Here is a 26,828-nt window from a genome sequence, read left to right on the forward strand (position 1 = left end):
CGGCGGCGCTCAGCGCAGCCGGACCCGGATGATCGCGAGGAGGCTCACGCTCTTCGCCACGTACACGGCGGTGAGAGCCTGCGCGGCACCGACACCGCCGAAGAGCAGCGACCCGATGATCAGCGCGACGATGAGAACGATTGAGAATACGATGCCGTTCGTGGCGACGACGCGTTCGTGACCCTGGCTCTGCAGCAGTCCACCGAGCGGTGACGCGAGGGCGATGAACGGGAAGGCGGCGAGCGTCCAGGCGAGAATCGGGGCGCTCGCGGCGAAGTCGGTGCCGAGCAGCAGCCGGACGAGCGGATCGGCGAACACCGCCACCCCCATGAGCAGCGCGAGCAGCCCGAGGTGGATGCCGGTGAGCTTCCACGCGATGCGCGCGGCTCGACGCGGCGTACCCTTCGCACCGGCGGGAAGCACGAGCGTCGCGATGGTGCTCGGGATCAGCATGAACGGCGAGGTGAGGCGCTGAGCGGCGGCATAGAGACCCGCCATCTGGCTGCCGCTCGTCGTGGTCACGATCAGGATGTCGAGGTTGCGCGAGGATGCCGTGAGGTTCGCGAGCAGGAATGGGAACGCCGCGCGCCACAACGACGGGGTGCGCTGGCCGGTGTAGCGGTAGTCGTCGGCGAGCGCCCGACGGGCGAGGAACTGACCCACGAGCGAGCTCGCGAGGGTCGCGTAGGCGTAGGCGAGGATCGGGTCCGTCCCGGCCGCATAGAGCGCCGCAAGCAGCCCGAGGGTGAGTGCTCGGCGCACGAGGATCGACACGGCCGGCGTCGTCTTGTTGCCGCGGGCGATCGACACGGCGAGCGCCGTGTCGACGTTCTTCTCGAGCGCCATGGACAGTCCGAGGACGAGCAGTCCCGCTGGGAGCTGCTGCCCGGCGGCGAACAGCGTGATGGCGCCGGCGGCCACCACCCCGCCGAGCACCGAGCTGATGGTGTTCAGGCGGAGAGCGGTCGCCACGTCGCCCAGGTGCCCCTTCGCCGACGCCCTCGAGATGAAGGAGGACAGACCGAGGTCGACGATCACGAAGTAGACCGCCCCGACGGCGAGGATCGCGCTCAGGATGCCGAAGTCGGAGGGTCCCGCCCACCGGGCGACCAGCACGAACGAGATGGCGAGCAGGAGGGCTCCGGCGCCGCGGGAGACCAGCAGCGCGACGAACTGGGCCTTCACCGGTGCAGCAGGCCGCGCGCGACGAATCCGCCCGCGTACAGCAGCGACCAGACCGTGGGGCGACCTCGGCGCACGGCGACTCGCAGGATGTCGGCGACCTGCCGCCATCGACGGGCCGTGACGGCGGCGCGCAGCGGGTACCGCGACAGAAGGAAGTCCGCGAAGGCGCGACGACCACCCGGCATGCCGGACACGAGCAGTTCCCGGCGTGCCCAGTCGATGGACTCGGCGACGCGGATCGATTTCGACACCGAGCCGACCGTGTCACCGAAGGTCACCAGCGCTCGATCGGCCTGCAGAATCCGCAGCTCCGGCACGCTGGCGGCCAGGTCGAGGAACCAGGTGAGGTCCTGATGGAAGCGCTGGTCGGAACGCCACGGCACCCGACGCACCAGCGCCGTCGGAAAGACCAGGGTCGATGTGGACAGTGCGCCCTTGCCCGCCGGGCCGCCCTTCAGGGTGAAGAGATAGGACACGAGGTCCTCGCCCGGCGCGATCAGCCGGCGCGGGTAGGTGGAGCCGTCGGAGAGACGTCCGCTCGACGACGCGACCCAGGTGGGTCCGGCGTCGGCCGGTACCGCGGCCAGCACGGTCGCGAGGAAGTCGGCGTCCCACTCGTCGTCGTCGTCCAGGAGAGCGATCACGTCGCCCGTCGCCCGTTCCATCCCGTCGCGGCGACATCGGTTGCCTCCGGCGCCGGGACCCACCTGGGTCACGCGGATCCGCGGGTCGGACGGCACGTCGAGCGGTGCACCCGCGTCACTGCCGACGAGGATCTCGGCGACGGGAAGGGTCTGCGCGAGCACGGACTCGAGGGCCCGGCTCAGAGACTCCCGTCCGACGGTGGGGATGACCACCGACACGCGCCCGGGCGCGCCCGCACTCACGAGGACCGCCCCGACAGTCGAGCAACGGCCGGGGACCGGAGGAGAGCGTCGAGGTATCGGGCCGTCACCGCGTCCTCCTCCCGCTCGCGCAGCACCTTGGCGCGCGCCGCGGCGCCCATCCGCATCCGCACCCCCGGATCGTCGACGAGCAGGCGGAGAGCCCGCGCCGCGTCTCCCGCATCCCGGGGCGTGTAGGAGAGTCCGGACACCCCGTCCTCGTAGTACTCGGGCGACCCCCCGGCGCGCGGGGTGACGACGGGTTTGCCCGCCATCATGGCCTCCCCCACCGTGCGCCCGCTCGGCTCGTTCTCGTTGGCCACGAGCAGCACGTCGATCTCGCGGTAGATTTCCGCCGGGTCGCGCCGGCCGAGGAAGCGCACCCGACCGGGAGCTACGGCGTCGGCATGGGCGGACAGGGTGTCGAGGTAGGTGTCGTCCGCGACGAGGGGGCTCCCGTACACCTCCAGGGTCACGGCCGCCGGCAGCGCGGCGATGGCGTCGATGGCCACGTCGATCCGCTTCTCCGGGTCGACGCGTCCCACGATTCCCACCACGGTCGCGGAGTCGTCCCTCGCGGTGGGGATGGGGTCGGTCTCCGGGATGGGTCGGGGCACCACCGTCGCGCGTGCCGCGATCCCGAGCGCAACGGCGACGTAGTCGCTGATCGCCACGAGGGCGTCGGCGAAACGGATGCAGGTGCGCACGGCGATACTGTCGGCCGGATCCTGCGGCACGTCGTGCAGGTCGACCACCACGACGCCCCGGAAGGCCGGGCTCAGCCGGAGAAGCGGCGCCAGCGGCACCAGCTGCAGGCTGAAGATCACGACGACGCTTGCAGCGGCCCGGTGGAGCACCGCCCTCCGGAAGTCGAGGAGCGTGCCCACCCGGCCGGCCGCGGTTCGGAGCTGGCGCACCGGCCCCGCCGCGGCCGCGCGGAAGAAGCGCGCCGTGGGAGTCGACGAGCACAGCACCTCGGTGTCCACGCCTCGCGCCGACGCCGCCTGGAGGATCGCGCGGAGACTGTGTTCGGCACCCCACGGCTCCGAGGCGGCCGTCACGAAGACGACGCGGACGGGCGGGGTATCCGATTCGGGTTGCGCCCTCACCGCATCCGCCTTCTCCGCCGGTGTTCGGCGACGAACACCCGGGAGAAGCTCACGGCACTGACGAGATAGCGGCGACCCAGTCGGCGGGGCTCCTGAATCAAGCGGAAGGCCCACTCGAGTCCGACGGACTGCACGATGCGCGGAGCGCGGGCCTTCGTTCCGGCGAGGAAGTCGACGGTGGCCCCCACGCACAGCACCGACGCGCAGTCGAGACGATCATGGGCGAGGTCGAGGTGCAGCTCGCTCTTCGGCGCTCCCACGCAGAGCAGCAGGATGTCGGGGGGATCCTCGTGCACCACCCGCACGAACTCGTCCACCGACTCCTCGGTCGGCACCAGGGGGAGGAACGGATTGCTCGAGAATTCGACGAGCCGAAGGCTGGGGTAGGCCGTGCGCACGTTCTCCACCGCCGCGGCGTTCGACGCCGCGGATCCGCCGATGATGCCGACGGATCGCCCCGCCTGCTCCGCAGCCTTCATCACATCGAGCGCGAGGTCGGAGCCGGTCATCCGGCCGCGTCGGTCGCCCTCGAAGATCCTGAGGGCGAGGGATACCGGCCAGCCGTCCGGGATGACGATCTCGGCACTGTTGACCGCGTGGGTCACCTCGGGATCGATGCTCGCGAGGTGCAGGTGGAAGATGTTGGGCGTCACCACGCGGACGGGGTGGCTCCCGGTCTTCCGCTGGAGCACGCGTTCGATGACCTCGGCCCGGGTATCCGTCGTGAAACGCAGCTCCCCCAGGTGGAGGCCTCCGGCCCGTCGCCGTTCACCGTGTCGGCTCCGTCGCCGGGATCCGGTCGTGCGCGCGTGATCAGTACGAAGTGCCATGAACGCGTGCCCCTTCTGCTCGATCCCTCCGGGGGCCGACAGCGGCCCACGGAGGTGTTTCCGACGTTCCGGTCGATGCCGGAACCGGTACGTCGGACCCGGCGGATCGCCCTGCGCGCTCCGCGGCATCAGGCGACTCCAGCGCATCGCGCGTTCCGTGCAGCGCGACCAGCAGGACGAGGCCGAGCACCACGACGGTGCCGTGCTGGTCGTCGATCGCGTTGTACGTGCCGATGGAGGCGCCGAACACGGTCAGGAGCATGATCGCCTCCATGTCCCGTCGCCGGAAGGCCGAGACCCATGCCGCACCCAGCAGCGCCACGAAGAGCAGAACACCCACCAAGCCGATGCTCAGCAGAAGTTGCAGATACGAGTTCTCGATGAAGCGGAGGTCGAGGATGGCTCGCCCCATGGCCAGGAACGAGGTGTCCGGCCCGGCCCCGGTCGGCGGCAGGGTGGCGCTCCGCTCGACGACGATGTCGATGCTTCGCGTGCGCTGGGTGAGCGACCCGCTGGCCTCGGTGCTGAGCAGGCGGGCGGCGACAGCGGGAACCGCGAGCGCCACCGCCAGTCCCACCGTCGCGACGAGCGCACCCGCGAGGAACACCCGGATCGTGGCGCGGTTGCGGTGAACGGCGCTGACCAGGAATCCGACGACGACCGCGACGGCGACCGCGATGTAACCGCCGCGGGTCAGCGTCGCGACCAGGCCGGCCGCATTGGCGGCGAGGAGGACGAGGCCCCACCGCGACCGCGACGACGCCCACTGGGCGAGGGCGATGGCGGTGGAACAGGCGAAGAACATGCCGGCGAACACCGGGCTGCCGAGCGACGCCGACGCGCGATAGGTCTCCCAGTGCTGACCGTCACCACCGAAGAACGAATAGATGTAGCCGTAGACGATGTTGCGGGCGAGAACGAGCTCGACCGCCGCGTACGCACCGAGAACGGCGCCGAACACGCTCCAGCCGCGCACCAGCACGACCCGTTCCCGCACGGCGTCGGACAGGAAGACAACGGGCACCGTCGCCGTGGCGAACAACAGCATCCACACGATGCTGCTCGGGCGGTCGATCGAGAACAGAGTCGAGAAGCCCATCCACAGGAGCAACAGGAGCGTCAATCCACCGACCAGGGCACGGCTGCCTCGCGGTGCGGTGGACGACGTCGGCGTCAGCAGCTTCCGCGCGGCCCAGAGAAGGAGCACGATCGCCGACGGGGGGAAGTCCTGCAGCACGTCGGGCAGGAGCCGCTGCGGCCCGAGAGCGAAGACGACGAGCGCCACGAGCGGGAGCCAGCTGATCGGGACCATGAGGCATCCGGCCAGGAGCCCTATCGCGAGGGCGATGAGGATCAACCACTGCACCGGCGAACGATCGGACGACGCGATCGCGAGCACGATGCCCGCAGTGAGAGCAGCGTTCACGACGAGGGCTATCCCGAGCATCGCCTTCTGCTGTACCGCGGGGGTCTTCACATTCGCCTCGGTGTCGTTTCCGCACGGAACGGGAAACGAAAGCGAATCAACGAAGAGTGGCTCGATGCATCCCCCTGACGGGGGACCCCGCCACCGAACAGGATAGCCGATAGGGACGCAAGCGCACTCGGTCGACGGTATATTCCGCCCGGCGCTCTTACGCGGGCGCTAATACGCGCCACTCGATCGCAGCACCGCGCGGCCCGTGCGGTAGATGATCATGAGATCCCCGGTGAGCGACCAGTTCTCCACGTAGTAGAGATCGAGCCGCACGCTGTCCTCCCAGGAGAGGTCGGACCGTCCGCTCACCTGCCAGAGACCGGTGATGCCGGGCTTCACGAGCAGGCGCCGCTGCGCCCACCCGTCGTACTGATCGACCTCGCTCGCGAGCGGCGGCCGCGGCCCGACGAGGGACATCTCCCCGCGAAAGACGTTGATGAGTTGCGGGAGCTCGTCGAGGCTGTACCTGCGGAGTACCGCTCCCGCCTTCGTGACCCGCGGGTCGGACTTCAACTTGAACAGCACGCCGTTCCCGTCGGACTGGTCGAGCAGGCTGGGCAGGATCGCTTCGGCGTCGGTGACCATCGACCGGAACTTGACCATCTGGAAGGTTCGGCCATTCAGACCCACCCGCTCCTGGCGGAAGAAGGCGGGACCGGTGCTCCCGCCGCGCACGATGAGGGCGAGCACGAGGAACACCGGGCTCAGCACCGCGAGAGCCGTGCCCGACATGATGATGTCGAAGGTGCGCTTGGCGAGGTGCTTCCGGCCCTCGAAGGTCGGATAGTCCACATGGATGAGCGGGAGTCCCGCCACCGGGCGCGCGTGGATACGGGGGCCGGCGATGTCGGTGAGCGCGGGAGCGACCACGAGACTGACCTTGCGCGCCTCGAGGTCCCAACCGATCTCGCGGAGCAACCGCGGGCCGAGGTGATCGGAACCGGTGATGATGACGGTGTCCGCCTTGATCGTGTCGAGCACCGCCGAGAGGTCGTTGAAGTCGCCGACCACCGGCACGCCCGGCTCGAGCGGCCGTTCGGTGCTGCCCACGCGGGTCAGTGCGCCCACCACCTGCAGACCCGCGGCGGGGTCGTTACGGATGTTCATCGCCACGTGCTCGCTCTTCAGGCGATCACCGAGGAGGAGGGTGCGGTGCGAGTACTTACCCTTCACCCGCTGGGCGATGAGCCACTTGCGCCAGATCCATCGTCCGACGAGCAGCAGGAGCAGCCCGAGCGGCAGAGCGGTCAGGAAGTAACCGCGGCCGAGTTCCACCTGCAGGAGGAACATCACGATGGCGATGCCGCCGAACATTCGCAGCGTCGCGTCGACCACCCGCCGGTACTCCGTGCTGCCCGACCCGACGACTTTGAAGTCCCTCGTTCCGAAGGTGCCGAGCAGAATGAGCCAGAGGCTCGCGACGACCACCGAGACGAGCTCGTACGCGATGCGGAACGGCGGGAATCCGTCACCCCGGACGCGGAGCTCCGCGGTGCCGGTGCCGAACCACACCAGTTGACTGACCGCCATGGCGATGAGCACGGCCGCGAAGTCGGAGAGGAGGAGTCGGCGGGAGTAGGCCCGCTGCCAGCTGAGAGCGGCTGCTACTCCCATGCGACACCTCCGTCGGAGGAGCGCAGCACCGTGTCGCCCGACCAGAGCCAGAGGACGTCCCCTGCCGAGGAGATCGCGGTGGTCGCGGCCGGATCGACGGGTGTCTCGGAGCAGCCGCGTTCGGACGCAGCGGAGCCGGAGGAGGCGCCGAGGGCGGTGACCTGCACGCCGGCGCACGGCGCGACCCCGGTGCGGGCGACGAGGTAGCCCTCGTCATCGGCTGTGACCGCGACCGCGCCGGGCAGAATCGCACCGGCGTCCCAGGTCGCGCCCCCGTCGACCGTGCGGAAGACGGACTGGTCGGCGCAGAGGACGGCGGCCTCGGTCGTGCTCGTGTCCGCGAGCGCGATCACGGAATCGCACGGCGCCGGGCGTTCCCCGGTCGGGGTGTTCACGACGGAGCGATCGGCCGTGCCGAGATACCAGGCCCCCGGTAGCTGCGTCGGGAATTCCTGCCAGTACTCGCCACCGGTGTAGCTGCCCGCGAGGATCGGCGCGCAGTCCTCGGCTCCCTCGGCGATCAGCGAGACGTAGGAGTCGTCGGTGGCACGGAGAGCGGTCACCGAGCCCACCTCGACGGATGCCGCGAGGTTCACCTCGGTCCAGGTGGTGCCGCCCGTGGTGGTGCGTTCGACGACGACGTCTCCCGCCGCGCAGTCCGAGGTCGCGGCACGCCAGGCGGTGGTGTCGTCGACGGCGGCGATGAGGCGACCCTGCGGGGCGGAGAGCGCCGCCGGCACCGGTGTGGGCGTGGGGGTCGGCGTCGATCCGGCTCCCGCGCTCGCGCCGGACGGGCGTGCGGGAGCGGACGCGGCGGCGGAGCCGTTCCCGGGCAGGCCGAGCGCCCAGATCACGAGCACCACGTCGAGGAGAAGCAGCAGGACGAGCCCCGTGATCACCCACCGTCGGCGGACGGTGCCGGAGGGGTTCCGTCGCTTCGGCTGCGGGGTCATGACGGGCTCCTTTCGGCGCGGCGCTCGGTTCCCGTGGTGGTGTCCGCCGGTCGGATCGAGACGGCGCGGGTGAGCAGGCCGGCCACGATCTCGCTGGCGGGGAAGAGCTGCGATCCGGAGAGGGAGTACGTCGCGTCGTCGCGGCGGTACGGGTCGATCACGTCGTCATCGGTCGCCTGCTGCGGCGCCTCGACGCTGCCCCGACGCGATGCCACCAGAGCCACCGCCGCCGCGAGTCGACCCGCAGCGTCGTCGGCCGGCAGCCGGGCGATCTCGGACAGGTCCGAGTCCGTGATGTCGCGCGCGAGCCGGGCGAACTCGCGCAGCGTGAACGTGTAGCGACTCGCGCGCGGGAGGAGGGACACGATCTCCCTGCGGTGCTCGCGGGAGAGCGCCAGCACGAGGTTCGACTCCCGCAGGTACGCCTCACGCAGATAGCGTGCGGCGTGAGTGCCGGGCGGGACACCGTTGCCCTCCGCGAGCTGACGGGCCTGCGGGGTCATGTCGTCGCCCTCGACGGCCATGGTTCCGGCGCTCGACACGGAGACCCCGGGCACGGCGGCGAGCTGCGCGCGAAGGTGGTGCTCGGCGACGGGCGACCGGCAGATGTTGCCGGTGCACACGGTCAGGATCGCAAACCCGGTCGCGGACTCCGCACCGGATCCTCCGCCGGCTCCGGCCATCGGGTCGAACCTCAACTGCGTCGAGCGCGCTCGGGCGATGCGCCCACCGAGGCGAGGGCGACCGGCTCGTCCTGCTCCATCTCGTAGATGGCGCCGTAGTTGCCGTAGCCGTAGGCATCCGGCCCCTTCGTCGGAAGCATCGTGAGCACGACGCCGAGCACGCGACTACCGATGTGCTCCAGCGTCCGCAGGGCCGCCTGCAGCTCGCTCTTGCCCGTTCGACCGGCAGCGGCGATCACGATCGCTCCGCCGGTGAGCTTGCTGAGGATCGCCGCGTCGGTCACGGGCAGGAGCGGCGGTGCATCGATGAGCACATAGTCGAAGGACTGCGACAGCGCGCTGATCAGGGTCACCATGGCCTTCGAGCCGAGCAGCTCGCTCGGGTTCGGGGGTACGCGACCGGCCGGGAGGACGTGCAGCGCGTTGGTCCCCCACGGCTGCAGCACGTCGGCGAGATCGGCCCTGCCGATCAGCACGTCCGTCAGACCGACCGCGCCCTCGAGGCCCATCGCGTCCGCCAGACGGGGAAGGCGGAGATCGCCGTCGATGACCGCCACTCGGGCGCCGGTCTCCGCGATCGCGATGGCGAGGTTCGCCGTGGTCGTCGTCTTGCCCTCGCCCGGCAGCGAGGAGGTGATCACGAACGCCCGCGCGTTCGAGTCGAGATTCACGAACTGCAGGTTCGTGCGCAGGGAGCGGAACGATTCGGACCGCGGGTTGCGCGGGTCGACGTGCACGATGAGGGGACGCTTCTTCGCGTCGGGGTCGTAGCTGATGCCCCCGAGCACAGCGGCATCGGTGAGGTGCTCCACGTCGTGCGCCCCGTGGATGCGCGTGTCCAGCTTGCTGCGCAGGATCGCCGCGGCGACGCCGAGAACGAGCCCGACGAGGAAGCCGAGCGCGAGGTTGAGCGGCACCCGCGGGGACGCGGGGTCGGAGGGCACGATGGCGGGTTCGATCGTCTCGATCCTGACGAGGCTTACCCCGCCGTCCTCCGGCGACTCGAGGTCGTTCACCACGACGGACCGGAAGCTCTCGCCGACCGCGTTGGCGATGTTCGCGGCCTGCTCCGCGTCGGCGTCCTCCACGGTGATGTCGATGAGCACCGTGTCGATGGGGGTGGACGCCGACACCTGCTCGGCGAGGTCCTGCGCGGTCAGGCCCAGGTTGAGTTCCTCGGTCACCGGCCCCAGCACCCGCGCGCTCGTGACGACGTCGCCGTAGGAGCGCACCTTGGCCTGTGCCGCGTTGCTGCCCTGCACCAGATCGCCGCTGTCCGATGCGCCGGAGGCCTGCACCGAGACGAAGAGCTGCGTGTAGGCGACGTACTTCGGGGTCATGACGATGGAGACGGTCGCCGCGACCGCGACACCGAGGAGCGTCATGGCGACTATGAGAATCCACCCCTTACGAAGGATTCGAAGATAGTCGCGTAGCTCCACGGGATCGTGCCTTTCTCGTGCATTGCTTGAGGACGGCATGCAAAATACGCCGACAGTACAGCGACCCCCCAGCACGCGAACCCGAGTTCAGCAGTGCGCCGGCGCGTGTGTTATCGCGCGGGAGCCGCATTCATAGTCGCACATTCCGTCCGGAACGGGTGACATCGGCTCTTCGGGACGTCGACGAGCAACCGGTCCGGCGGGGAGCGCGGCCTATCATCGGGACATGGCGGACGAGGGGGCGAACGCGAGGCGCTCGCGATCCGCCGCTATCGACGCCGTTCGCGTGCTGGGGTTGACCGCGGTCGTCGCCGGTCACGCGTTCGCCGATCCGGTGGTGCGGAGCGCCCTGTATCCGTGGCACGTGCCGGTGTTCTTCTTCCTGACCGGGTACCTGTGGACATCCGGTCGGGACCTCGGCACCGAGATCCGGAAGCGCTCCGCCACACTGCTCCGGCCCTACCTCGCCTGGCTCCTGCTCGGAGGGCTGCTCGTTCTCGTCGTGCGCCTCCTCACCGGCCGCGGGGTCGACCCCGGCATGGTCGGCGCGATGCTCCTCGGCGGTACGCACATCGACAGCCCGCTGTACACGTTCTGGTTCGTCACGGCACTGCTGTTCGCGGCGCTGCTGTACCGCCTGCTCGAACGACTGCCGATCTGGGCCCGGCTCGCTGTTCCGGGAGCCGCACTCGCCGTCACCTACGCCGTCCCGCACGTGGTGGCGGGGATCCCGCTCTCCGTCGGTGTGGCGGTTCCGAGCGTGCTGTTCCTCCTCGCCGGCACTGTCGCCCGCCGGTACCGGCCGAGGATCCGGCATCCGCTGGGCTCCGGCCTGGCGGCGGTGGCTGTCGCCGCGCTCGCCGTCTCGACCGGGGCGTCGCGCCCGGTGGACATCAAGCAGGGCGACTTCGGCACGCCGGTGCTCAGCGTCGCGGTGGCCGTGCTCGCGAGCTTCGGCATCGTGCTGATCGCCGAGGTCGTCATTCCCCGTCTCGGGAATCGCATCGGTGCGGTCGTCGTGGCGCTGGCGGCGGGCGGGCTGCTGGTGATGCTGGTGCATCCCGTGGTGTTGTGGGCGCTCGGGAACGACGCGGACGCGGGCTCGTGGCCCCTCTTCCTCTCCGCCCTCGCGGCCCCGTGGGCGCTTGCCGTCGCGCTCCGGCACACGGCCCTGTCGCCCTGGGTGCTCGGTGTCCCCCGGGCGACGGCGCCGCGGGACGTGCGGAGCGGGCGATCCGGGTCAGGGTCGTGAAGGGGCGAGTGCGCCGCGGCTCTCCGTCAGGTAGCACGCCCCGCAGAGCGACTCGTAGGTGACGAACTCGCCGTCGATGGCGACCTGATCGCCGTCGAAGACGAATCGATCGCCCATCCGGCGGGCGTTGAAGACCGCCTTCCGACCGCACCTGCAGATGGTCTTCAGCTCCTCGAGGCTGTGCGCGATCTCGAGCAACCGACGGCTCCCGGGGAAGGCGACGGTAAGGAAGTCGGTGCGGATGCCGTAGGCGAGCACCGGCACCCCGTCGAGGATCGCGATGCGCAGCAGATCGTCCACCTGCTCCGTGCTGAGGAACTGCGCCTCGTCCACGAGAAGGGCGGACACGGGATTTCCCGCCGCGGCGTACTCCGTGAAGGTCCGTCGAGCGTGGTCCTCGGGAGCGAGGAGGAAGTCGGCGGACCGGGAGAAGCCCAGCCGTGACACGATCGCGCGGTCGCCTTTGGTGTCGATGTGCGGCTTGGCGATGAGCACACGGTGCCCGCGTTCCTCGTAGTTGAAGGCGGCCTGCAGCATCGCCGTGCTCTTGCCGCTGTTCATCGCGCCGTAGCGGAAGTAGAGCTTCGCCATTTACTCCAGGTATCCGTCCTCGGCCGCCCGCCGGATCAGATCGGCCTTGCGGCTCGCGGGGCGATTGGCCTGCTTGTACTTCTCGCGCACGCGGCGCAGGTAGGTCTTCGCGGTCTCGTAACGCACGTTCATGAGGGCCGCCACCTCGTTCGTGCTGTGTCCGGCGACATAGAGCTTCAGCGCTTCCTCCTCGCCGCCGCTCAGCTTCGGCACGGTCTGATTCTGCGCACCGATCGGCAGCGGCCGCCAGTCGTGGTGCGGAGCGTTGTCGCGCTCCACGCCCATCACCCCGCGCACCACGTCCATGACGTCGCGCAGCGGCTGGGACTTGCTGACGAAGGCCGACGCACCGGCGTCGAGCGCGCGGTCGCGAGCTTCGACGGTATCGAGGCCGCTCATCACCACGACCTTGGCTCCGGCCGCCCGGCAGGTGCGCACCCGGGCTTCGATCGACACCGGTTCGCGGATCTGGAAGTCGAGCAGCACCACCTCGGTCGGGAAGTTCGCGCTGTGCACGAGCTGCACCCAGGAGGCCGCACTGAGGACGACGTCGAAGTCGGGGGCATTCGCACCGATCCAGCCGGTGAGGCTGTCGAGCAGCACCTCGTGATCGTCGAGGATGGCGAGTCGCACCCGTCGGCTCGGCCGCGGGAGGATCACCGACAGGGGGATGTCGCCCGTCACGTCGACGGACTGGTCGCCCTCGACCTCATCTCCGCCCATAGGAGAACTTTAGTGTGAGTGCCGAATGGCGGTACTCGAAGCGCACGTCGCGGAAGACGGCACGGAACACCGCGGCGTACCGGGTCAGGTGCCCTCGCGTTCGCGACCCGCTCGGCGCCAGACGCGCGTCGAGTTCCCCCTCGTACCCGTCGTCGGCCGTGGTCAGCCACACCGTCAGGCTCCCCGGCTGAAGGGGCAGGTCGTACAGCAGGGCGGCGATCAGGGCGCGGAGCACGGCCCGCTGCTCCACGTTCATCGAGTCGGCGACGCGCGACGAATCGCAGACGACTTCCACGCCGTCCCCCGGGGCGCCGAGCAGATGACGGTGCCCCGAGATGAACTCGTCGAGCCAGGTGCGCTCCGACTCGGCCACCATGATCCGCCGCACGCTGTCGGAGATCTGCCGGGCACGTCGGGCGTCGTTGCCCCCGATGGCGTCCCGTCGCAGGATGTCGGTCAGGAAGGGAACGACATCGCGGTTGAGCACAGTCACCCTGTCCTGCTGCACCGACCGCGCGACGGCCTGCCGCGCCTCGGCGTCGAGTCGTGCGCTGACCTCGGCGACGTGGACGCGCCACTCGTCGAGCGACGCCACGATGACCCGGGAGAACGCCGCCGAGGCGATCGTCATGCCGATGATCGGAGTGAGGGCGATGCAGAGGAGCACCAGGTCTGGGGTGTCGGATGCGAGGGCGGGGAACTCCGCCACGGTGACCAGGGCGACGAAGGCGGACGCCACCACTCCGCCGTGCAGGATCTCCCGCCACGGCCGGTACGGGGCGATGGCGAGCAGAACCACACCCACCGAGAACGCGCCCCACACCTGCCGGTCGTCGTCACTCCGCCCCCACTGGCTGTAGGCCAAGAGCAGGAAGGCGACCAGCGATGCGGCGATGACGAATCCGTGGCGCCTGCTCGAGAACGGGGACTGTCGCGTCCGCGAACCGAAGACGAGCGCAAGGCACGCCCCGGCGAGCACGAGGAGTGAGCTGATGGCGAAGGCCGGCCGGTCGATCTCGTCGGAGTCCCGGATCGTGAGGACGGCGGAGTAGCCGAACGCCACGAGCGCACCGCCGACGGTGAGGAGTCGGCCCGACAATGCTCCGAGGGGATCGAGCTGCTCCGCGGTCGGCTCGCGCTTCATGAGCGAGGCACCGTCGCGCTCGGCCCGGTTCCGGAGCCCGGCCGTTCGGACGGGTGCTCGCGCGGTACCCGCATCACGACCGATGTTCCGTGCCCGATCGACGACCAGATGTCGACCGATCCACCCACGTCGGCGATCCGGCCGCGCACCGATTCCCGCAGTCCGAGGCGATGGGGCTCGACGCCGGACTCGTCGAACCCGACACCCCCGTCGATGACCATGATCGTCAACTCGTCCTCCGTGGCGATGACGTTGAGTTCGGCGCGTTCCGCCCGGGCATGCTCGGTGACGTTCACCAGGCACTGGCGCACCGCGAGCGCGACGGACCGCGCCGACTCCGGCCCCAGCAATGACACGGCGTCCATGTCGCCGGAGACGTCGACGATCAATCCGTCGTGTCGTGACCGATCGACGGCCGCCTCGAGCTCGGTGGGGTGACGGTCCGATGGCGCATCTGCGCGCCGCGGCGAGTCAGCGGGCGCGAGCCATTCCTCACCGACCACGAGGTCGAGGTCGCGCTGGATGCTCGCTCGCATCCGTTCCGACAGTCGTCCGCGCGGAGCCGCGGCGATCGCGGCGAGCTGGCTGAGCATCGTGTCGTGCAGAAGGGCGGCCGCGCGCAGCTCCAACCGGTAGCGCACGCGTGCCAGCTCGTCGTCACGGGCGGCACGGTGCAACGCGGGCTGCACGTGCTCGGGCGCCGAGCGGCCGATCGACACGGTGGCGAACGAGGCGCAGACCATCCCCGTCGCGGCCAGCGTCGACAGGTCGAGCCACGGATTCACGGACGTTCCCACCATGGCGACGAGCACGACCGACTCGGCGAGCACGAAGCCTGCGAGGGCCCAGCACGCCGCCGCAGCGGCACCGAGGGCGGGTCCGCCCACCATGATTAGGGCCACCTTGGGCAGGGAGGTGAGGTAGGCGTCCGTCGACGACTCCGGCACGCGCTGCGCGAACAGGGTCTGGGCGTACCAGAAGCTGCTCGCCGCGCCGATCACCAGATAGGTCGCGGCGGACAGGGTGGTGCGCTCGCGGCAGTGCACGGCAAGGGCGACCGCCATCGGCAGGAGGGCGACCGCGGCGGGCCAGGTGATGATCGGCGATTCCGCGTACTGCAGAATCACCATGCTCATGCCGGCGAACACGAGGCATACCCACGCAACGCCGTGGCACGCTCGCGCGATGGCGGCGATCACGCGTGACGGCGCCAGGTGATTCGGCAGGCCCAGGGACATTCCGTGCAGTATCCCACTCCCGCACCCCGCTGGGAAGGTTGGCCGCGCGGCTAGAACAGGGTGGGCTGCGCCTCGGCGATGGCACGGGCGGCGACTGCGGGAGGCAGTTCCTCGGCGAGCAGGGAGCCTCGCGCCACTCCGCGCGTCGATCGCTCCGCCGGCGAGAAGGCCGTGGAGAGGATCGCACCCGTCGCCGGCGCGGCCTGACCCTTGGCCAGTCCGTGAGCCCGGATCAGCGGCCGGATGCGTTCCGCCAGCCACTCCCGATAGGCCTTCGGGGCATAGGTCCCGCTCCCGTAGAGCTCCCGATAGGTCGGCACCAGTTCCGGGTGCTCGCGCTCCAACCACCCCATGAACCACTCCTTGACGCCCGGCTTGAGGTGCATCGCGGAATACAGCACCGACGTTGCGCCGGACGCCTTGACGTCCGCGAGCGCCGCATCGAGCGAGGCCCGACTGTCGGTCAGGTACGGGAGGATCGGCATCATGAAGACACCGCATCGCAGACCGTGCTCACGGGCGGCGGTGACCGTGGCCAGTCGTGACCTCGTGGAGGGTGTGCCCGGCTCCACCGACTGCTGCAGTACGTCGTCGAAGATCGCGATCGACATGGCCAGGTCGACGGGCACCGTCTCCGACGCCTCGGCCAGCAACGCCAGGTCACGCCTCAACAGGGTGCCCTTGGTGAGGATGGACAACGGCGTGCCGGATGCGGCGAGCGCTGCGATGATGCCGGGCATCAGGCGGTAGCGCCCCTCGGCCCGCTGGTAGGGATCGGTGTTGGTTCCGAGGGCGACCGGATGCCGTTGCCACGAGGGCCTGGCCAGTTCCTTGGCGAGCACGTCGGCCACGTTCACCTTGACGATGATCTGCGTGTCGAAGTCGGTGCCGGAGTCGAGGTCCAGGTACGTGTGGGTCGGACGGGCGAAGCAGTAGACGCAGGCGTGACTGCATCCGCGGTAGGGATTGATGGTCCAGCCGAACGGAAGTGCTTTGGACGCGCCCGGCACGGAGTTGAGCGCGGTCTTGGCGAGCACCTCGTGGAACGTGATGCCGGCGAACTCCGGCGTGGTGACGGTGCGCACGAGCGAGGTGAGCTTGACCAGTCCCGGAAGCGCGGACTCCGCCTCCGCGGACAGCTGCTGCCCTTCCCATCGCATGAATCGAGTCGAACACATCTTCGAGCGGATCGCAAGCCGGGCGGGTCGTGGAGTCAGCTACCTCTCGAGGTGCAGGCGCTCCCCCGTCCAGCCCGAACGCACCCAGCGGTCGTGGCTCGCCACCACCACCGCTCCCGGGTACCCGCCGAGCGCCTCCTCCAGCTCCGTGGCGAGGGCGAGCGAGAGATGATTGGTCGGTTCGTCGAGCAGGAACACGTGCGGTGGCCGCGCGAGGATCAGCGCGAGGGCGAGGCGCCGTTGCTGCCCGACCGACAGCTCGGCCACCGGCCGATCGATGTCCCGCGGCGCCACCAGACCGAGGCTCACCAGCGGCACCGCCTCCGCCCTGCGCTCGCCGACCGCGTCGTCGTAGAGGTCGCGTGCGCTTCGCCGGGGCCGGGCGAAGCGCACGTCCTGCTCGAGCAGTCCGACGCGGAGCCCCTTGCGGCGGTGCAGCAGACCGGACCCGAGCGGCACGGTGCCCGCCAGCACGCCGAGCAGGGTGGACTTGCCCGCCCCGTTGGCCCCGGTGACGAGCAGCCGGGTGGAGGACTCGATCCGCAGCGCATCGATTCGGAGGCGCCCCGGAACGGTCGCCTCGGACATCTGCAGGATCAGTCCATCCGACCCGAGGGCGTGCGATCCGGTCGGAATGCCGGCGAAGCGCAACACCGGCCGAGGCTTTCGCACCTGGTTCTCGCGGAGCTCCTCCAGCCGTCCCGTCGCATTGCGGATGCGTCGGGAAACCTGCCGTTGCACCGTTCCGGCCTTGAAGTCGTACGCCATCTTCGCGTTGTCGCGCGGCGGGCGATTGGGCGCCACACTCCGCGACGTCACGTCCACCGCGTGCGCGAGCCGGATCAGCTCCCGTTGCTCGTCGGCGTGCTGCGCCTCCCATCTCGCGCGTTCCGCCGCCTTGTGCGCCAGGTAGTCGGTGTAGTTGCCGCCGAAGCGGGCAGCGGCGGAGCGGGACGGATCGATGTCGAGGAGGGACGTGGCCACGGCGTCGAGGAACGTGCGGTCGTGGCTCGCGAACAGCACGGGACCCGACCACCCGGCGATGGTGCGCTGCAGATAGTCGGCCGCCGCATCGTCGAGGTGATTGGTCGGCTCATCGAGCAGGAGGGCCGCGGGTCGCCCGAGCAGCAGGGCGGCGAGGGCGAACCTGCTGCGCTGTCCTCCGGACACCTCGTCCAGTCGCCGGCCGGGTGGGATGTGCGCCACCCCGAGCCCGGCGAGGATCTCGTCCCGGCGCGCGCCGACGGACCAGACCTCCGCCCGTTCGGCCGCCTGGAGCGCCGCGGCGTATCGGGTGCTCGCCGCGTCGACGCCGTCGTCCATTCCGCCGGCGAGCGCCTCGGCGGCGGTGAGGAGCTCTTCCTCGATCATCCGCACGCCCGAAAGAGCGGCGTCGAGCACGTCGGCCAGAGTGTCATCCGGCGCGAACGGCACCTCCTGCCACAGCAGACCGATGCTCGCCGGGCGCACCACCGCCCCCGCATCGGGCCGTTCCACCCCGGCGACCAGCCGGAGCAGGGTGGACTTGCCCGCGCCGTTCTCGCCGATCAGCCCGAGCCGCTGATGCGGTCCGACGGTGACGGAGAGGTCGGTGAGCACTCGCCGGGCGCCGTACCCGTGCGACAGTCCGTCCACGCGGATGTGGTCGACGGGGGCGACGGAACCGGCGTCGTGGGACGGAAGCGAACCGACGGACGGGGAGGATGAGGGTGATACGGATGGCTGTGGAGCACGCATGGCGGCTGCCCTTCTCGACACGTCGAGCGATTCCCGCCGGGATGAAGCAGAGGAAGCCGGAGAAGCGCCGGAAAGCGGCGTCGACCGGACCGTGCCTACTGCGCCTCGGGCGCGGGACGGAAGGGGAGTTACAGCCTCATAGCGCCAACGACGCTAACAGGTCGGATGCACCGTGTCTATCACCGGCACGGAAAAGGCCCGGATGAACGGTTCGAACATCTGAAGCGCGTACATTCAATAGACCCGGATTGGCGTCGATCGGGTTGAGGACAACGCACAATGGATCCCAGGTACTCGGGGGAGGATGGAATGAGCAACCGCTCAGCGGAAGGCCGCGACGCCGACGCCGTGTCCGTCGTCATCCAGGCCCTCGGCACCATGGCGGACGGGTCGATCATCACCGATGCGCAGCAGCGGATCGTCTACGTCAGTCCCGCATTCACGCTGATGACCGGGTACGACATCGACGAGATCCGCGGGCGGAATTGCCGCTTCCTGCAAGGGCCCGATTCCGATGAGGCCACAACCACCGCGATCCGGCGGGCCATGGGCCGCGAGGACGCGTACCAGGGCGTGATCCTCAACTACCGCAAGAACGGTGAGGCGTTCTGGAACGCATTGACGATCATGCCGTTGCGTGATCGTCGGGGAAAGGTGACCCACTACGCCAGCGTTCAGCGCGACGTCACCGCCCTCATCGCCCAGGAGAAGCAGACGCAGCACCTGCTCGAGGAGACGAAACGCCAGCGGGAGACGGATCACCTCCTGCTCGAGGCGGCTCGGCTCCTGGGCGAACGGTCGAGCGTCTCCGCGGTTGCTCAGACGGTCGCCGATGTCACTCCCGGTCTGTGCGGTGCCGACAAGGCTGCCGTCGCGCTGTGGGACGCGAAGGACGAACGGTTGTTCATCGCCGCGGTGAGTGGCTGGGATGGCGCGCTGGGCGACCGCATCCGAACGTTCGAAGCGACCCCGGAGCAGAGTCCGGAACTCTACGAGATCATGCAGTCCCAGGCGCCGGCGATCGTGGACGGGCGCGGGTCGGACTGGGCCAAGGACGTCATGGCGCGGTACGAGACGCGCGCGATCGTCATCGTGCCGATCGCCTCGGCGGGTGCGCTTCGGGGACTTCTGCTCGCGGCCTGGTCCGACAGCGAGCCGCCCGATTCCATCGATTCCACCCTCCGCGACCGCATGGCCGGCCTCGCGGGTCTCGCCGCCGTAGCGATCGACAACACCCGCCTGCTGGAGGAGGTGCGGTGGACGGAATCGCACGACGGTCTCACGGGGCTCCCCAACCGGGCGCTGCTCGAGGAACGTGTGGCGGGGGCGCTCGAACGATCACGCACCGACGGCACCGACGTGGCTGTGCTGTTCTACAACATCGATCGCCTGAAACGGGTGAACGACGTCCTCGGACACGGTTCGGGTGATGCGGTGCTCTGCCACGTCGCGGCCACCCTACGGAGCGCCGCCCGCGAAGGAGACATCGTCGCCCGCTCCGGTGGGAACGACTTCGTCATCGTGCTCCCGGGCATCGCCTCCCCCGCCGAGGCGGACGAGGTGGCGGAGAGGGTGATCTCGCTTCTCGAGCAGCCGCTGGTCATCGCGGGCCGCGACGTGTTCGTGCACCTGTCGCACGGCGTGGCGATGTCCGTCGACCGCAGCGCGCCGATGGCGAGGGTCGTTCCCCTCCGCGAGGAGGCGGAGCAGTTGATCACCGCAGCGAACAACTCCATGCACGAGGCCCGATCGCGGAAGATGAGCGACGCGGAGCCCTTCGGGGGAATCGACGAGCTCCGCCTGGACTCCGAACTGCACGGGGCCCTCCAGCGGGGCGAGCTCACGGTCTGGTACCAACCACAGGTGGACGTCCGTTCCGACCGCATCGTCGCGGTCGAGGCGCTCGTGCGCTGGCACCACCCGATACTCGGAGCCATCCCGCCGAGCGCATTCATCCCCATCGCGGAGGAGAACGGTCTCATCCATGAGATGGGCCGTTTCGTGCTGAACGAGGCGTGCACACTGGCCGCGCTCTGGCAGGACCGCGGGCATCGGCTCGAGGTCGCCGTCAACGTATCGGCCCTGCAGCTCACGTCCCCGGAGTTCTTCACCGCCCTCACGTCGGGCCTCCGGGACTGCGCGCTCGACCCGGCGGCCCTCACGATCGAGATCACGGAGTCGCAGATGGTCGGCGACATCGCCACGGTGGCACCGCGGCTCGCCGCACTGCGGAACCTCGGGGTGGGGATCTCGGTCGACGACTTCGGTACGGGCTACTCCTCGCTGTCGCAGCTGCACACCCTTCCCGTGACCGAGTTGAAGATCGATCAGACCTTCATCCGGAACGACAGCGCCACGAGCGCCGCCCTGGTCGCGGCCGTCGTCGGTCTCTCGCGCGGGCTGTCGTTGCGCGTGGTCGCGGAGGGTGTCGAAACGCCCGAGCAGTTGCAGATGCTGCGGGATCTGAACTGCGACCGGGCGCAGGGGTACCTGATCGCCAGGCCGATGCCGCGCTCCGACCTCGACGGTCGGCTGGGCATGCTCTCCGCGGTCTGAATTGCCGGACGGGCGCTCCCGCGTGGTCGGTCCACCGCCGGATCAGGCCGGACGGGAGGACAGGAGTTCGTCCCACGCCTCCACCCGGTTGCGACCGCCGTGCTTGGCCTCGTAGAGGGCGCGGTCGGCCCGATCGATCGCCTGGGTGAGAGACACGTCCCCGCTGGGCAGCACACTGGCGTAGCCGCCGCTGACTGTGACGACCCCGCCGGCCGGGTGACGCACGCCGAGCCCTTCCACCGCGGCGCGTAACCGTTCGGCGGCACGGCCGCACGCTTCGCGATCGGCTGCCGCGACCACGACGAGGAATTCCTCGCCGCCGAACCGCGCCACCGCGTCGACGCTGCGACTGGTGCGGACGAGCGCCGACGACACGTTCTGCAGGCACTCGTCACCACGGAGGTGCCCGTAGGCGTCGTTGAACGCCTTGAATCCATCGATGTCGAGCAGGACGATGCCGAGGTGCAGGGAGTGGTGTCGCGCACTCTCCCACATCTGCTCCGCGACGGCATCGAACCCTCGTCGATTGAACAGGCCCGTCAGGGAATCCGTGGTGCTGAGCGAGAGAAGCGTCGAGTTGATCTCGGCGAGTGCTCGAGCCTGCGCCTCGACCTCGTCCGTGTGCGCACGGATGCGACGCTCGTTCGTGTGGCGGGCGCGGAGCACACTGATCAGCGTGGCGCTGAGGTCGTCGCGCACCGAGGTGAGGTCGTCGCCCTCGGTCGCCTCGGAGATCACCTGCCCGATGTCAGGGAGTGAGATGGGTCCGGTCGGGCCATCCGTCCGGTCGTCGTGCGCGGAGAGGCGGTGCACCACCGACCCGCCGCGGAGAGCGATCGACTCCACGACCCGCACCGAGTCGCCGCCAACGGCTGCCGAACGAAGCACTCCGCCCAGGTCATCACCGAGGCGCACGACCACACCATCGCGCTCCACCATCGCCGCGAACGAATCGTCGAAATCCACCAACCGGCCGTCCGGGCCCGACACGGCCAGACCGATCGGGGAGCGGGGCGCTTCGGAGCCGGTCATGGTGCACCGACTGCGGGTGCGGATGCCGAATGGGCCATGACGGTGCGTTCCTCAGTTCGGTGTCCGTGCGGACCCCAAGGGTTCCGTGGCTGTGCGTCACCGGCTCGCGCCGGGTTCGCCGTTATCGGTGACGCGGTCTCCGGGGCCGATTCGACACCGGTCGTGGATGCGCTCCCGAGGCGAAAATCCCGCTGTGAGCAGCATCACTCGCCATGGGAAACGTTCCACTTGTCCGCGACGCGCGGCAAGTCCCCCGTTCGTGTGGCATTGTCGGTTGCATGTGGTGGCAGGTGGGGGCGGGGGCCAGCGTTGTGACGACGCTGTGCTTGTTATTCATTTCGGGGTGGATCGTTCGGGGCATGATCCGGACCGGGCGGCAGTCGTCGAAGTGGCTGGGTGCCGCGACGGCTGCATTGTTCGCCGCCTGCGCGACGAGATTCGGGTACACGGCCTTCCAGCTGCTGTGGCCCGCCAGCGCGGACCACGACGAATCCGCCCGCCAGCTCTTCTCCGGGGCGGCCGCCGCTCTCCTGCAGGCGCTGGTGGCCGCCGTCGCCCTGCTCTATCTGGCCGGAGCTATGGTGAGTCGCAACTTCGCGCCGCTCTGGAGCGGTACGGAGCGCCTGCATCGCGCGTCGAGTGAAGCCGGCGAAGTGCTCATCGATCGTCTCACCGGTGTGCCGAACCGGACGGCGTACACGCGTTACGCGGAGTCGCTCGCCGATGACGAACGATGGATGATCGTGCTCTTCGTCGACCTCGGCGGTTTGAAGGAGTTCAACGACGAGTATGGTCGCGACGCCGGTGACCGCCTGTTGCGCGACATGGCGCAGCGTCTCGCCGGGAGCCTCGGCAGCTCCGAGAAGCTCTTCCACCTCGGCGGTGACGAGTTCGCGATCGTGGGTCTCGGTCACGACACCGCTCAAGCGGCCGGCCTCTACACTCGCACCGAGGCCCTGCTCGCTCGACCGATCGGCACGCGCAGCGGCGAGACCGTGGTGGTGTCCAGCCTCGGCGTCGCCACCGGGCACGCGAATGTGGGCGTCGATGGTCTGCTGCGTCGTGCGGACGCGTCGGTCTATCGCACCAAGAGCCTGCGCCGCCAGCCACCCGGCGTGCCCTCGCAGCGGTAGCGAGGTAGCGGTAGCGGTAGCGAGCCGGTCGGCTACGGCCGGCTCGCGGCGGACCGCCGGTGACCGCCGGTGGCGTGCGGTCGCCGGGGCCTAGAGCTGCCCGGAGTCGTCGCCTTCGGCCTGCGAGGGTCGGCCGGTGGGCTGAGGAGTGTGGTCCTCCGTGGAGGGCCCGTCCACGTCGTCACCCTCGGCCTGCGAGGGCTTGCCCACGGGTCCGGCCTCGTCGGGAAGGTCTGTGTTGTCGGTGTCGTGAGTCATCGGATCCTCCTTCGCGCAGCGACCGTTCGGTCGTGCACTGCCCGACCGTACTCGCCCCCTTCGCTCGAGGGACGGCCGTCACACGGGCGGGGTGGTCCGCCGACGGTCCCCGGCCTGCGCATCCGCCCACTCCCCCGCCACCGCCGGAGCCGACGGCGCCTCGACCGGCACCGCCTCGCGGGCGGTGAGGATGTGCTCGCGGTTCGCCATGCGCACCACCACCAGCGAGTAGACCACCATGATGAGCACGGTCGTGAGCAGGGCGAATGGGCTGCCGGAGTCGGCGTTCACGTCGACGATGTCGAAGGCACCGAGCAGGAAGAGCAGGGTGTTGTTGACGACGTGCGCGGCGATGGCGGCCTCCAGACCCCCGGTGCGCCAGGTGAGCCAGGCGGCGGTGACTCCGAAGACCGCGACGTCGGCGAGACCCCACACGTCGTAGTCGTGCCCGATCGCGAACAGCGGTACCGGCAACAGGATCGCCCAGGCGGGGTGCTTGAGCCAGCCCCCGATGAGCTGCATCAGGTAGCCGCGGAACACGTACTCCTCGGCCGTCGCCTGCAGTGGCGTCATGAGGACCGCGAGCACGACGAGGACCCAGGTGGTGGAGGTGATGACCGGCACCGGTAGGGGCTCGCCGAGCACCGGACCCACCACGGCGAAGGTCAATCCGAACACCACACCGAAGATGACGAGCGCGGGCATGGTGCACCGGAGCAGCCAGCGCCACCGGAGGTGACCGGCGACCGACGACAGCAGACCCATCGGGCGCGGTCCCATGATGAGCGTCGCCACGAGCACCGCGGGCAGCATCAGCGCCACCGAGCCGATCGCGAACAGGAACATCAGGGGATCGCTGAGGTCGATGTCGAGGGAGCCGAGGTCGTCGAGGAAGGTGCCGAAGACCGCCGGGAAGACGAATCCGAGCAGGATCAGGGTCACCGCGAACGCGAGCGAGAAGAACAGGTACAGCGCGAGGCCGATGAGCCCGGTGATCAGCGGTTTCCACCAGCCATACTTCGGCCAGGAGCGAGCAAGGCGGGGGTATGCGAAGTCCACGATGCAGAAGCCTATTGGTACATTTCGAACGTCGAATCAACGTCCGATCGAAAGGCTGTCATGCAGCGGTCCGCGTCCCGTCCGAGCCTCCGTCCCGTGCTTGTCTTCCTAGCGTTGGCCTACGGTCTGGCATGGCTGGTGGCGCTTCCGCTCTGGCTGAGTGACGGACTCGGCAATCCGCTGTTCGGCGTGCTCGCCATCGCGATCATGGCCACACCCGCGATCGCGGCTCTCGTCGTGGTGCGGTTCGTCGAGCGCCCGGTGTCGATCCCGCACGCCCTCGGTCTCGCGACCTACCGTCCGCTCGGCCGTTTCTTCTTCTTCCTCGCACTCGGACTGATCCTGCCGGTGCTCCTCGTGCTCGCCGCACTCGCCGTGGGAGCGTTCCTCGGCCTGTACCCGGCGGATGTGACGAACTTCTCCGCCTTCCGGGCCGTCGTCGCGCTGAATGATCCCACCGGTACTGTGCTCGAGACGGTGCCTATCGGGGCGCTCGTGGCGGCGCAGTTCCTCAGCGTGCTGGCGGGCGCGCTCATCAACGTCGTGCCCGCGCTCGGGGAGGAGCTCGGTTGGCGGGGCTGGCTGCTCCCCCGGCTGCTCCCGTACGGCATGATTCCGGCGCTCGTCGTCTCGGGCGCGGCGTGGGGACTCTGGCATGCGCCGCTCATCCTGCTCGGGTACAACTACCCGTTCGCGCCGGGGTGGCTGGGCCTTCTCGCCATGGTGGGCACGACGATGGTGCTCGGTACCATCTTCGCGTGGATGCGGCTGCGTTCGAACTCGGTGTGGCCCGCGGCGCTGGCGCACGGCTCGCTCAACGCGGCGGCGGGGTTCAGCGTGGTGTTCGCCGCCGGCGGGGAACGCATCGACACGGTGAACGCCACCATCCTCGGGTGGTCGGGGTGGCTCGTGCCTCTCGTCGTCATCGCGGTGCTGTTCGCCACCGGGCAGTTCCGTGGTCGCGCGTACGATCCGGTGCTCGCGGTGGGGCCCCGTGCTGGTGCGGGTGCGGCGTAGCGCGGCACTGCACGGCACCGCACTGGTGCGGCACGGGTGCGGCGTAGCGCGGCACGGCACGGCACGGCACGGCACGGGTGCGGGTGCGGGTGCGGGTGCGGCGTAGCGCGGCACAGCACGGCGCCGCACGGCCACGGTACCGCACGGCACCGCACGGGTGCGGGTGCGGGTGCGGCGTAGCACGGTGAGCACGCCGGCGCCGCACGGGAGGACGGCGACCCGCCCGGGTGCCGACCTCCCGTCCTACTGGGTCAGCGGGCGATCTCCAGCGCGCGAGCGGTCTCCGCCATGACGGAGGCGGCTGTCCTCGGCTCGTCCGACAGCGGCGATCCGTAGTTCGGAATCATCCGCTTGAGCGGGCGGCGCCAGCCCTCGATGGAGTCGGGGAAGCAGCGCTGCAGCACGTCGAGCATGATCGGCACCGCCGTCGATGCGCCGGGCGACGCACCGAGAAGGCCGGCGATGGAGCCGTCGGCCGACGCCACGACCTCGGTACCGAACTGCAGCACTCCGCCCTTCTTCTCATCCTTCTTCATCACCTGCACCCGCTGACCGGCGGTGATCTGGTACCAGTCCTCGGGGCGCGCGCTCGGCATGAATTCGAGCAGCGAGTCGAACTTGTCCGACTTCGACGCGAGCACCTGTCCGACCAGGTAGCGGATGAGACCGAAGTTGTCCTTCGCCACGTTCAGCATGGGCAGGATGTTGTGCGGCCGGATCGAGGCGAAGAGGTCGAGGTTTGATCCGGTCTTCAGGAACTTGGGGCTGAAGCCCGCGTAGGGACCGAACATCAGCGACGCCTTGCCGTCGACGACTCGCTTGTCGAGGTGCGGCACCGACATGGGCGGTGATCCGACGGCCGCCTTGCCGTACACCTTCGCCTGGTGCCGGGCGACGATCTCCGGGTTGTCCGTGCGGAGGAACTGGCCGCTGATCGGGAAGCCGCCGAAGCCCTTGATCTCGGAGATTCCGGCCTTCTGCAGCAGGTGCAGGGCACCACCTCCGGCACCGACGAACACGAACTTCGCCCGCACCGACTTCGGGGCCTGCCCCACGCGGTAGCGCAGGCCGATCTGCCAGGTCCCGTCGGAGCGGCGCTTCAGGCTGCGCACCTCGTGGTCGACGTTGAGATTCGCCCCGTTGTCGACGAGGTAGTCGAACAGCCGGTGGGTCAGCGAGCCGAAGTCCACGTCGGTGCCCTCGGCGAACCGAGTGGCCGCGACGTTCTCGTCCTTGTCACGGTGAAGCATGAGGAGCGGGGCCCAGGAGTGGATGACCTCCGGGTCCTCACTGAACTCCATCCCGGCAAAAAGCGGGTGGGCGGAGAGCGCCTCGTACCGACGGCGAAGGTAGTCCACGTTCTCGAGGCCGCGCACGAAGGTCATGTGCGGTGTGGGGTTGATGAACTCCTTGGGCTCCGGCAGCTCTCCGGATGCGACGAGGTGCGACCAGAACTGCCGCGAGAGCTGGAACTGCTCGTTGATCTTGACGGCGCTGGTGACGTCGATCGACCCGTTCTTCTCCGGGGTGTAGTTGAGTTCGCACAGCGCCGCGTGGCCGGTTCCCGCGTTGTTCCACGGGTTCGAGCTCTCCTCCCCCACGTTCGAGAGTCTTTCGTAGATCTCGATCGACCAATCCGGCTCGAGCTGCTTGATCAGGGTTCCGAGGGTGGCGCTCATGACGCCACCGCCGATCAGCACGACGTCGACGGGCTTCTGGGATGAACTCACATC

23 protein-coding genes are annotated in these 26,828 nt (G+C 69.5%); 4 read left to right on the forward strand and 19 right to left on the reverse strand.

Going from position 1 to position 26,828, the window contains the following annotated elements; translation table 11 throughout:
- Positions 1 to 9: 9 nt before the first annotated feature.
- The 9 genes from EY822_RS03570 to EY822_RS03605 all read right to left on the reverse strand — a co-directional run bounded on the left by EY822_RS03570 (position 10) and on the right by EY822_RS03605 (position 10,216).
- Complete coding sequence (locus EY822_RS03570; RefSeq protein WP_227496992.1) at positions 10 to 1,185, reverse strand: oligosaccharide flippase family protein; 1,176 nt, start codon at positions 1,183 to 1,185, stop codon at positions 10 to 12.
- On the reverse strand, positions 1,182 to 2,072 hold the full coding sequence (locus EY822_RS03575; protein WP_227496993.1) for a glycosyltransferase family 2 protein: 891 nt from the start codon (positions 2,070 to 2,072) through the stop codon (positions 1,182 to 1,184). Before EY822_RS03575 ends, EY822_RS03570 begins: the two co-directional genes overlap by 4 nt.
- A complete protein-coding gene (locus tag EY822_RS03580; protein ID WP_150307016.1) occupies positions 2,069 to 3,178 on the reverse strand; it encodes a glycosyltransferase family 4 protein in 1,110 nt (369 codons plus the stop codon). The genes EY822_RS03575 and EY822_RS03580 overlap by 4 nt, the downstream gene beginning before the upstream one ends.
- Complete coding sequence (locus EY822_RS03585) at positions 3,175 to 4,008, reverse strand: WecB/TagA/CpsF family glycosyltransferase (protein ID WP_227496994.1); 834 nt, start codon at positions 4,006 to 4,008, stop codon at positions 3,175 to 3,177. The genes EY822_RS03580 and EY822_RS03585 overlap by 4 nt, the downstream gene beginning before the upstream one ends.
- On the reverse strand, positions 3,992 to 5,485 hold the full coding sequence (locus EY822_RS15290) for an O-antigen ligase family protein (protein WP_227496995.1): 1,494 nt from the start codon (positions 5,483 to 5,485) through the stop codon (positions 3,992 to 3,994). The genes EY822_RS03585 and EY822_RS15290 overlap by 17 nt, the downstream gene beginning before the upstream one ends.
- Before the next feature lie 168 nt (positions 5,486 to 5,653).
- Positions 5,654 to 7,099 carry a sugar transferase gene (locus EY822_RS03590; RefSeq protein ID WP_150307018.1) on the reverse strand — a complete coding sequence of 482 codons (1,446 nt, stop codon included), beginning with the start codon at positions 7,097 to 7,099 and terminating at the stop codon, positions 5,654 to 5,656.
- Positions 7,090 to 8,052, reverse strand: a complete 963-nt coding sequence (locus tag EY822_RS03595; RefSeq protein ID WP_150307019.1) for a hypothetical protein — start codon at positions 8,050 to 8,052, stop codon at positions 7,090 to 7,092. The genes EY822_RS03590 and EY822_RS03595 overlap by 10 nt, the downstream gene beginning before the upstream one ends.
- On the reverse strand, positions 8,049 to 8,735 hold the full coding sequence (locus tag EY822_RS03600; protein ID WP_150307020.1) for an arsenate reductase/protein-tyrosine-phosphatase family protein: 687 nt from the start codon (positions 8,733 to 8,735) through the stop codon (positions 8,049 to 8,051). The genes EY822_RS03595 and EY822_RS03600 overlap by 4 nt, the downstream gene beginning before the upstream one ends.
- Positions 8,736 to 8,746: 11 nt before the next feature.
- A complete protein-coding gene (locus EY822_RS03605; protein WP_227496996.1) occupies positions 8,747 to 10,216 on the reverse strand; it encodes a polysaccharide biosynthesis tyrosine autokinase in 1,470 nt (489 codons plus the stop codon).
- Between the two features lie 187 nt (positions 10,217 to 10,403).
- Between EY822_RS03605 and EY822_RS03610 the strand changes: the two genes are divergently transcribed.
- On the forward strand, positions 10,404 to 11,429 hold the full coding sequence (locus EY822_RS03610; RefSeq protein WP_150307022.1) for an acyltransferase family protein: 1,026 nt from the start codon (positions 10,404 to 10,406) through the stop codon (positions 11,427 to 11,429).
- Here EY822_RS03610 and EY822_RS03615 read toward each other — a convergent pair.
- The 6 genes from EY822_RS03615 to EY822_RS03640 are packed head-to-tail and all read right to left on the reverse strand — an operon-like array spanning position 11,418 to position 17,938.
- Complete coding sequence (locus EY822_RS03615) at positions 11,418 to 12,020, reverse strand: thymidine kinase (RefSeq protein ID WP_150307023.1); 603 nt, start codon at positions 12,018 to 12,020, stop codon at positions 11,418 to 11,420. The genes EY822_RS03610 and EY822_RS03615 overlap by 12 nt on opposite strands.
- Positions 12,021 to 12,743 carry a response regulator transcription factor gene (locus EY822_RS03620; protein ID WP_150307024.1) on the reverse strand — a complete coding sequence of 241 codons (723 nt, stop codon included), beginning with the start codon at positions 12,741 to 12,743 and terminating at the stop codon, positions 12,021 to 12,023. It abuts the gene before it with no gap.
- Positions 12,730 to 13,887, reverse strand: a complete 1,158-nt coding sequence (locus tag EY822_RS03625) for a glycosyltransferase family protein (protein ID WP_150307025.1) — start codon at positions 13,885 to 13,887, stop codon at positions 12,730 to 12,732. Before EY822_RS03625 ends, EY822_RS03620 begins: the two co-directional genes overlap by 14 nt.
- Positions 13,884 to 15,125 (reverse strand): sensor histidine kinase, encoded by a 1,242-nt coding sequence (locus EY822_RS03630; RefSeq protein WP_150307026.1) that lies wholly within the window; start codon positions 15,123 to 15,125, stop codon positions 13,884 to 13,886. Before EY822_RS03630 ends, EY822_RS03625 begins: the two co-directional genes overlap by 4 nt.
- A 50-nt stretch (positions 15,126 to 15,175) precedes the next feature.
- Entirely contained in the window at positions 15,176 to 16,285 is a 1,110-nt protein-coding gene (locus EY822_RS03635; RefSeq protein WP_150307027.1) for an Rv2578c family radical SAM protein, read from the reverse strand.
- Positions 16,286 to 16,342: 57 nt separating this feature from the next.
- Positions 16,343 to 17,938: an ABC-F family ATP-binding cassette domain-containing protein gene (locus EY822_RS03640; protein WP_227496997.1), complete on the reverse strand. Its 1,596-nt coding sequence runs from the start codon at positions 17,936 to 17,938 to the stop codon at positions 16,343 to 16,345.
- A 411-nt stretch (positions 17,939 to 18,349) separates the two neighbouring features.
- Here EY822_RS03640 and EY822_RS03645 point away from each other — a divergent pair, with 411 nt between their 5' ends.
- Positions 18,350 to 20,596, forward strand: coding sequence for a sensor domain-containing protein (locus EY822_RS03645; protein WP_227496998.1), 2,247 nt, complete (start codon positions 18,350 to 18,352; stop codon positions 20,594 to 20,596).
- Between the two features lie 42 nt (positions 20,597 to 20,638).
- Here the strand turns inward: EY822_RS03645 and EY822_RS03650 are convergent, their stop codons facing one another.
- The gene (locus EY822_RS03650; protein WP_150307030.1) at positions 20,639 to 21,628 is read right to left on the reverse strand and encodes a GGDEF domain-containing protein; all 990 of its coding nucleotides are present in this window, start codon (positions 21,626 to 21,628) and stop codon (positions 20,639 to 20,641) included.
- A gap of 359 nt (positions 21,629 to 21,987) precedes the next feature.
- Here EY822_RS03650 and EY822_RS03655 point away from each other — a divergent pair, with 359 nt between their 5' ends.
- Complete coding sequence (locus EY822_RS03655; RefSeq protein ID WP_227496999.1) at positions 21,988 to 22,761, forward strand: GGDEF domain-containing protein; 774 nt, start codon at positions 21,988 to 21,990, stop codon at positions 22,759 to 22,761.
- A 90-nt stretch (positions 22,762 to 22,851) separates the two neighbouring features.
- Here the strand turns inward: EY822_RS03655 and EY822_RS15295 are convergent, their stop codons facing one another.
- Together EY822_RS15295 and EY822_RS03660 are read right to left on the reverse strand one after the other, a co-directional pair.
- A complete protein-coding gene (locus tag EY822_RS15295) occupies positions 22,852 to 23,019 on the reverse strand; it encodes a hypothetical protein (protein WP_227497000.1) in 168 nt (55 codons plus the stop codon).
- A 78-nt stretch (positions 23,020 to 23,097) separates the two neighbouring features.
- Complete coding sequence (locus EY822_RS03660; RefSeq protein WP_150307032.1) at positions 23,098 to 24,078, reverse strand: CPBP family intramembrane glutamic endopeptidase; 981 nt, start codon at positions 24,076 to 24,078, stop codon at positions 23,098 to 23,100.
- A 96-nt stretch (positions 24,079 to 24,174) separates the two neighbouring features.
- Between EY822_RS03660 and EY822_RS03665 the strand changes: the two genes are divergently transcribed.
- Entirely contained in the window at positions 24,175 to 25,095 is a 921-nt protein-coding gene (locus EY822_RS03665) for a CPBP family intramembrane glutamic endopeptidase (protein ID WP_227497001.1), read from the forward strand.
- 251 nt (positions 25,096 to 25,346) lie between these two features.
- On the opposite strand, the gene EY822_RS03670 is transcribed toward EY822_RS03665, so the two are convergent.
- Positions 25,347 to 26,825 (reverse strand): malate:quinone oxidoreductase, encoded by a 1,479-nt coding sequence (locus EY822_RS03670; RefSeq protein ID WP_227497002.1) that lies wholly within the window; start codon positions 26,823 to 26,825, stop codon positions 25,347 to 25,349.
- Positions 26,826 to 26,828 lie beyond the last annotated feature (3 nt).

Origin of the sequence: Planctomonas psychrotolerans, from assembly GCF_008642235.1 — a bacterium.
Taxonomy (GTDB): Bacteria; Actinomycetota; Actinomycetes; order Actinomycetales; family Microbacteriaceae; genus Planctomonas; species Planctomonas psychrotolerans.

Excerpts from the sequence above, each read along its gene's own strand:
- EY822_RS03625 (WP_150307025.1), bottom strand. The coding sequence starts at position 13,887 with ATGAAGCGCGAGCCGACCGCGGAGCAGCTCGATCCCCTCGGAGCATTG.
- EY822_RS03600 (WP_150307020.1), bottom strand. The coding sequence starts at position 8,735 with ATGGCCGGAGCCGGCGGAGGATCCGGTGCGGAGTCCGCGACCGGGTTT.
- EY822_RS03655 (WP_227496999.1), top strand. The coding sequence starts at position 21,988 with ATGATCCGGACCGGGCGGCAGTCGTCGAAGTGGCTGGGTGCCGCGACG.
- EY822_RS03635 (WP_150307027.1), bottom strand. The coding sequence starts at position 16,285 with ATGCGATGGGAAGGGCAGCAGCTGTCCGCGGAGGCGGAGTCCGCGCTT.
- EY822_RS03630 (WP_150307026.1), bottom strand. The coding sequence starts at position 15,125 with ATGTCCCTGGGCCTGCCGAATCACCTGGCGCCGTCACGCGTGATCGCC.
- EY822_RS03605 (WP_227496996.1), bottom strand. The coding sequence starts at position 10,216 with ATGCCGTCCTCAAGCAATGCACGAGAAAGGCACGATCCCGTGGAGCTA.
- EY822_RS03615 (WP_150307023.1), bottom strand. The coding sequence starts at position 12,020 with ATGGCGAAGCTCTACTTCCGCTACGGCGCGATGAACAGCGGCAAGAGC.
- EY822_RS15295 (WP_227497000.1), bottom strand. The coding sequence starts at position 23,019 with ATGACTCACGACACCGACAACACAGACCTTCCCGACGAGGCCGGACCC.
- EY822_RS03610 (WP_150307022.1), top strand. The coding sequence starts at position 10,404 with ATGGCGGACGAGGGGGCGAACGCGAGGCGCTCGCGATCCGCCGCTATC.
- EY822_RS03645 (WP_227496998.1), top strand. The coding sequence starts at position 18,350 with ATGAGCAACCGCTCAGCGGAAGGCCGCGACGCCGACGCCGTGTCCGTC.
- EY822_RS03585 (WP_227496994.1), bottom strand. The coding sequence starts at position 4,008 with ATGGCACTTCGTACTGATCACGCGCGCACGACCGGATCCCGGCGACGG.
- EY822_RS03650 (WP_150307030.1), bottom strand. The coding sequence starts at position 21,628 with ATGACCGGCTCCGAAGCGCCCCGCTCCCCGATCGGTCTGGCCGTGTCG.
- EY822_RS03595 (WP_150307019.1), bottom strand. The coding sequence starts at position 8,052 with ATGACCCCGCAGCCGAAGCGACGGAACCCCTCCGGCACCGTCCGCCGA.
- EY822_RS03590 (WP_150307018.1), bottom strand. The coding sequence starts at position 7,099 with ATGGGAGTAGCAGCCGCTCTCAGCTGGCAGCGGGCCTACTCCCGCCGA.
- EY822_RS03620 (WP_150307024.1), bottom strand. The coding sequence starts at position 12,743 with ATGGGCGGAGATGAGGTCGAGGGCGACCAGTCCGTCGACGTGACGGGC.